Here is a 6,693-nt window from a genome sequence, read left to right as displayed (position 1 = left end):
AATTCTAACGCTTGTTCGAAAACAAGGCGATAACTCCGACTACAACGAGTGCCCATGTGCCAAAAGCAATCAAAGCATCATATGTAACCATCGTACCACCTCCCTTGCAGGGGGCGAACCGTCCACCGTGTCTCTGGTAACTCTTGATGGAAGTATAACTGATAGGAGATAGAATGTAAACTATAAGTAAGCATAATAGAACACTTTATAGATAAATACTTCTGGCCCTAAACAAAATCCCATCCTGCCAGATAAGGTCCTACAAATTCAGGCATATGCTCATCACAGAGTGAGCAAGAGGCGATGGCTTGTCCGCCAAAGATGTAGAAAAGGCCGATTTCGCTGATTTTATTTAGTATAATAGGTGGCTCCTTTATCTGGGTACACAGCTCAATAGCAGCAGGAACATCGGAGTGAATAAACCGTCTGGCCTCGCGGATCTCCTGCGGAGGACTGTCCTCAGTAAAGCCAGCCCAACAGCTATAACAACCGGGTATGTACGTTCCATCGTCGGCTATTTCCAGGGAAATCCAATAGTAATCTTCATTTTCAAGAATTTCATTAGTAAAAAGAGATTTATACCGCTTATAGAATTGATGGACTTTTACATAATCAAGGTCGCCGTCCTGCTCCTTTCCGATCAAATAATTTATCGACACGTTGAACGCTTTAGACATCCTATCTAAATTTATATAGGTGGGCTCATAAACATCGTTTTCATATCTTTGAATGGTTTTTCTGGAGCACCCAATCATGTCGGCTAAATCCTGTGACGTGATATTATGCTTTTCTCTTAAGCTCTTTATCCTTGCACCGATAGAATCATTCATGGATTAAATCTCCTCCTTTCTAATATAACTTTAACCTAATTTCCTCATATTGAAAAGAGACAATAGTGTCTGTCGCACCGGGCATTGGGACACCCTAGGACATTATACCCTGGGTGATAACTTAAAACCCCATCAATCCCCCGCAGATAACCCAAAGATATCCTTCAAAATCTCCCCCTCCCGTTCCTTTGATAAAGCAGGTTCAATGATTTCTTCCACGCCGCCGTGTTCCCTTAAAAAAGAGCCGGAGCGAATGGCGTAAAACTGATTGTCAATGTAAAGAGATACTTTTGTGCATTTGTTGATCCGTGAGTCGGGATGCGAGGATGCATAAAAAGTAGCCGGGACAAAGTCCAGATCAATATGCGGCTCTTCAGTGAACCCCAGCTTTCTGCGCCATCCCTCACCCGGGCGGTTCTGCCACATGACCCATCCCCAGAACTCATCACGGACAAGCTTATATTCACATTCGCCGTCCGGCTGGATCAAATTTTCTTCCAGCAGCAAAGGAATCCTATGGTGTTCAAAATTAAAACCTACGTCCGTGAGATACGTTTTTCCATCCAGCTGAACGCCCATGACCCGATGGCTCTGAGTCTGGATTGGAAGGGTTTTGGCAATGATGCGCGAACTGTAGCTGACCACTTCAAAACCCAGGGACTCCAGCAGCCAGTTATACAGCGTATTGAGTTCCGAACAGACGCCTCCCCGGCTGCGTTCGATAACCTTGCAATAAAGATCTTCCCGGTTCAACGACAGCGGCAGGCCGGCCATGATGTCCAGATTTTCAAAAGGAATGTGACACATATGTGACCACTGCAGGCGTGACAGATAAGCAAGATCTAAATTTTCAGGGAAAGGCATGTCGATTCGCTTCAGATAAGCGTCTATTTTTTCCTGCGACATGGGAGCGCCGTTTATTTCATTATATATCATTTGCTTGGCCTCACTTTCATAAATGATAGGCTTATTGTATAAAAGCCTGTACGGACTGTCAACTGGCAAGGCTTGCAGCGGGGCGGGCAGAGGCCGATCCGGGGGTAAATGACAAAAAAACCGGGAATCGCAGAGGGAAATCAAATTTATAGTTTTTTTTTTTCTTACTTGGTGCTATAATATTAAGTTGAAGTAGTGGGCGTAAAAGCCCAAAAAATACAGAGTAGCGGGAGTTAAACATGTTTGATAAATTAGACTTCATTTTGGAAAAATATGAAGAGCTTTCACACAAGGTTTCTGATCCGGAGATTATCAACAATCAGCCGGTATGGCAGAAGTATGTGAAAGAGATGGGCGAGATGGAACCCATCGTGAAGAAATACAAAGAATACAAGAAGGCGAAGGGTGAGCTGGCCGACGCCAAGGAAATGCTGGATGAGAGCGACGAGGAGATGCGGGAGCTGGCCAAGATGGAAATCTCCGAATTAGAGGAGACCATCGGACAGCAGGAGGAAGATCTGAGAGTCCTGCTTCTTCCGAAGGACCCTAACGATGAGAAAAACGTAATTCTGGAAGTCCGTGCGGGAACCGGCGGAGAAGAAGCCGCCCTCTTCGGCAGCGACCTCCTGCGCATGTACAGCAGATATGCGGAAAGAAAAGGCTGGAAGACCGAGCTGATGGAGATAAACGACACGGGGCTGGGCGGCATCAAAGAAGCCGTTATGCTCATCAAGGGAAAAGGCGCTTATTCCAGGCTCAAATATGAGAGCGGAGCGCATCGGGTACAGAGAGTGCCGGAGACAGAATCCAGCGGCAGGGTTCATACGTCTGCTGCCACCGTGGCTGTGCTGCCGGAGGTGGACGATGTAGAGGTTGACCTGAACCCCAACGATGTGCGTGTAGATGTGTACCGTGCGTCAGGAAACGGCGGACAGTGTGTAAACACCACCGACTCAGCTGTTCGGCTGACCCATGAGCCGACCGGACTGGTGGTAACCTGCCAGGATGAAAAATCCCAGATCAAGAATAAAGATAAGGCGTTTAAAGTCCTCAAATCGAGATTATACGATTTGAAGATGCAGGAGCAGAATGATGAAATTTCCGCTCAGAGAAAGAGCCAGGTAGGGACAGGCGACCGGAGCGAACGTATTCGGACCTACAATTTCCCTCAGGGCAGGGTTTCGGAACACAGAACTGGCGTGACCCTTTACAAACTGGACTACATTCTGGACGGCGATTTGGATGAGATTATTGATGGCCTGATTACAAACGACCAGGCGGAAAAGATGAAGAATTTCTAATGGATACGAAAATATTAACAGAAAAAGATATAAAGCTGGCGGCGCAGATCATTAAAGACGGGGGTCTGGTCGCTTTCCCGACAGAAACAGTTTACGGACTGGGGGCGGACGCCCTCAATGAAGAGGCTGTCGGCAGGGTTTACGAGGCGAAGGGACGGCCCAGCGACAATCCGATGATTGTTCATGTGGGAAGGGCCAGCGATATCGGTCAGCTGACGCCGCGGCTCAGCCCGGATATCGTGGCGCTGATTGAAAATTTCTGGCCGGGACCTCTGACGCTGGTAGTAAAACGCAAAGAAAACGTTCCTGACAGAACAACAGGGGGGCTTGATACGGTAGGTGTGCGTATGCCCGACAGCAAGATCGCTTTGGATCTGATTACCTGGGCCGGCTGCCCGATCGCAGCGCCCAGCGCCAATATATCGGGAAAGCCAAGTCCTACGAAAGCCGAACATGTGATTGAAGACCTGAACGGCAAAGTAGACGCCATTATAAAAGGCCCTGATTGCAGAGTAGGAATTGAATCCACAGTTCTGGATGTGAGCGGGGATACGCCGACGATCCTCAGACCGGGCGTGATAACGGCGGAGAATATCGAAGCTGCTATTGGTAAAAAAGTGGCTGTAGATCCGGCGCTGTACGTCAACCGGCCCAGGGATGTCAGCAGCGAGGAATTCAAACCCAAGTCCCCGGGAATGAAGTACAAGCATTATGCGCCGAAGGCGGATATGACGATAATTGAAGGCAGCCGAGAAAAGGTACAATCAGAGATCGAACGGCTGCGTGTGCTCAACGAAAAAATGGGCAATAAAGTCGGCGTCATTCTCTTTGAAGAGAGAGCTTTTATTGAAGCTGCGCACGATTTTTTCGCAAAGCTGCGGGAGATGGACAAGCAGAACGTGGATCTCATACTGGCGGGAGCTTTGAGCGATACCGACGGAGTGGGGTTTGCCGTAATGAACCGGATGCTCAAATCGGCGGGATACAATATTGTAAGAGTATAGATATAAAGGAGAAGGCCAATGAAAATAGCCATTGCCAGCGACCACGGCGGGTATCAGTTAAAAGAAGAAGTAAAAAAATATTTGCAGAGCAGAGAAATCGAAGTGCTGGATCTGGGAACGAATTCGGAAGAATCTGTGGATTATCCGCAGTTCGGACGTGCCTGTGGTGAGGCTGTGGCCGGCGGCAAGGCCGACCGCGGCATCGTATGCTGCGGCACCGGCATCGGAATTTCCATCGCAGCCAATAAGGTAAAGGGAATCCGCTGCTCACTCTGTACGGATGTCAATATGGCGGAAATGACGAGAAGACACAATGACTCCAACATTTTAGCTATGGGCGGAAGAATCACGGATACTGAGACTGCGCTGGCAATTACCGCAGCGTGGCTGGATACGGAATTCGAAGGCGGCCGCCATCAGCGCCGCGTCGATATGCTCAACAGTTACTAATGCGAATGGCCGCATTAATATAGGCGCACGGTTCCGACAGACCGCGCTGAAAGAGCAGCCTGCCGGAATGTGCTAAACGCAATTCACACTAAAAAATGAAGCACAAGAGGACTTTAACAGGTCTGCGAGGGAGGTAAACTATGGGTAATGTATATGTATTTGATCATCCGTTAATTCAGCACAAGACAGCAATGCTCAGAATGGCTGAAACCAGCGTAAAGGATTTTCGCGAACTGGTGAAAGAGATTGCCATGCTGATGGGCTATGAGGCGACGAGAAAACTTCCGCTGGAAGAAGTAAAGATCACAACGCCTATCTGCGATACAAGCGTTAATATGCTGAAAGGTGAGGACATTGCGATCGTTCCGATTCTGAGAGCAGGGCTGGGTATGGTAGACGGTATGCTGGCGCTGGTACCCAATGCTAAGGTCGGACATGTCGGGCTTTACAGAGATCCCGATACCCACGAGCCTGTTGAATATTACTGCAAACTCCCCAATGACATTGAAAAGAGAGAAATCTTTGTAGTAGACCCAATGCTGGCGACCGGCGGAAGCGCATCCGCAGCCATCGACTTTATCAAAGCAAGAGGCGGAAAACGGATTATTTTCATGTGCCTCATCGCTGCCCCGGAAGGTATCGAGGTGCTTCAGAAAGACCATCCTGACGTAGATATCTTTATCGCTGCCAAGGATGAGAAATTAAATGAAAACGCATACATTGTTCCAGGTCTGGGGGACGCAGGGGACCGGCTGTACGGAACAAAGTAATTGGAGGAAAATAATGAATTTTATACCTGATAATGTTAGCGAACATACCAACGTATATGATGTATTAAAGGAAAGAGGGTTTATCGAGCAGACTACCGATGATGAAGCTATTCGTGAGCTGTTGGGAAAAGAAAAGATAAAATTTTATATCGGGTTCGACCCGACGGCCGACTGCCTGCACGTAGGCCATTTCATGCAGGTCATCATTATGATGTACATGCAGAAATACGGTCATACGCCGGTGGTTCTCATCGGTGGCGGTACGGGAATGATCGGCGACCCGTCCGGCAGGACCGATATGCGCCAGATGATGACGCCGGATACCATTCAGGATAACTGCAACTGCTTTAAAAAACTTTTCGATAAATTCATCGACTTTGATGAGGAATGGCAGTACAGCGGAAACAACGGCGTATATAGCCCGGGAAAAGAGAACAAAACTCCCGAACCGGGGAAAGCGGTCTGCGTCAACAACGCTTCCTGGCTGCTGCCCCTCAACTATATTGAATTCATTCGGGAGATCGGAAAGCATTTCAGCGTCAACAATATGCTGCGCGCCGAGTGTTTTAAACAGAGAATGGAAAAAGGTCTTTCATTCCTGGAATTCAACTATATGCTGATGCAGAGCTACGACTTCATGGTTATGGCCAGAGACTTCGACTGCAAGATGCAGTTCGGCGGAAACGACCAGTGGTCCAACGTTCTGGGAGGAATCGAACTGACCAGAAAAGCCTGTGACAAGCAGGTTTACGGCATGACCTTCTCCCTGCTCACCACCAGCGAAGGAAAGAAGATGGGCAAGACCCAGAAAGGCGCGCTGTGGCTCAATGCGGAAAAAACTTCCCCGTATGAGTTCTACCAGTACTGGAGAAATGTGGCCGACGCTGACGTTGAAAAATGTCTGCGCATGCTGACCTTCCTGCCTATGGATGAAGTGAAGCGGTTGGCTTCCCTCAAAGACGCGGAACTGAATAAGGCAAAAGAAATCCTGGCCTTTGAGGTTACCAAGCTGGTTCATGGCGAGGAAGAGGCGAAGAAGGCCCAGGAGGGCGCCCGTGCGGCCTTTGGCGGCGGCGGATCTATGGACAATATGCCGACTACCAAAATGGACCGCGCTCAGTTTGAGGGCGAGGGAATGGGCGTTGTTACGCTGATCAAGACTTTAGGTCTGGTTCCCAGCAATGCGGAGGGTTTCCGTACCATCGAGCAGGGCGGCCTGACGGTTGCCGGTGAAAAGGTAACGGACAGAAAGATGAATATCACTGCCGATATGTTTGAAGATGGCAAGCTGCTCATCAAAAAGGGAAAGAAAAAGTTCCACGTAGTAGAAATATAGGATGCTTAGGGGTTGCTGCGCTGTTGCGCAGCAGCTTCTTTTGTTTAATCGGCCCAAAACCGGGAA

At 48.6% G+C, this 6,693-nt stretch carries 7 protein-coding genes; 5 read left to right on the top strand and 2 right to left on the bottom strand.

What is annotated here, in order from left to right:
• Positions 1-227 precede the first annotated feature (227 nt).
• Both NE619_RS08255 and NE619_RS08250 read right to left on the bottom strand, forming a co-directional pair.
• Positions 228-830 (bottom strand): helix-turn-helix transcriptional regulator, encoded by a 603-nt coding sequence (locus NE619_RS08255; RefSeq protein ID WP_256131936.1) that lies wholly within the window; start codon positions 828-830, stop codon positions 228-230.
• 132 nt (positions 831-962) lie between these two features.
• Positions 963-1,766, bottom strand: a complete 804-nt coding sequence (locus NE619_RS08250) for an arylamine N-acetyltransferase family protein (RefSeq protein ID WP_256131935.1) — start codon at positions 1,764-1,766, stop codon at positions 963-965.
• A 239-nt stretch (positions 1,767-2,005) separates the two neighbouring features.
• On the opposite strand from NE619_RS08250, the gene prfA reads away from it, so the two are divergent.
• From prfA to tyrS, 5 genes are all read left to right on the top strand, one after another.
• A complete protein-coding gene (gene prfA / locus NE619_RS08245) occupies positions 2,006-3,067 on the top strand; it encodes a peptide chain release factor 1 (RefSeq protein WP_256131934.1) in 1,062 nt (353 codons plus the stop codon).
• On the top strand, positions 3,067-4,071 hold the full coding sequence (locus tag NE619_RS08240; RefSeq protein ID WP_256131933.1) for an L-threonylcarbamoyladenylate synthase: 1,005 nt from the start codon (positions 3,067-3,069) through the stop codon (positions 4,069-4,071). Before prfA ends, NE619_RS08240 begins: the two co-directional genes overlap by 1 nt.
• Positions 4,072-4,089: 18 nt before the next feature.
• Positions 4,090-4,521: a ribose 5-phosphate isomerase B gene (gene rpiB, locus NE619_RS08235; RefSeq protein ID WP_256131932.1), complete on the top strand. Its 432-nt coding sequence runs from the start codon at positions 4,090-4,092 to the stop codon at positions 4,519-4,521.
• Positions 4,522-4,661: 140 nt separating this feature from the next.
• Complete coding sequence (gene upp / locus NE619_RS08230) at positions 4,662-5,291, top strand: uracil phosphoribosyltransferase (protein WP_256131931.1); 630 nt, start codon at positions 4,662-4,664, stop codon at positions 5,289-5,291.
• 13 nt (positions 5,292-5,304) lie between these two features.
• A complete protein-coding gene (gene tyrS / locus NE619_RS08225; protein WP_256131930.1) occupies positions 5,305-6,627 on the top strand; it encodes a tyrosine--tRNA ligase in 1,323 nt (440 codons plus the stop codon).
• Positions 6,628-6,693: the final 66 nt, after the last annotated feature.

Source organism: Anaerovorax odorimutans (genome assembly GCF_024459955.1).
Lineage (GTDB): Bacteria > Bacillota > Clostridia > Peptostreptococcales > Anaerovoracaceae > Hominibacterium > Hominibacterium odorimutans_A.
The sequence above is the reverse complement of the archived record's forward strand: the minus strand, read 5'-3'. Positions and strand labels throughout refer to the sequence as shown.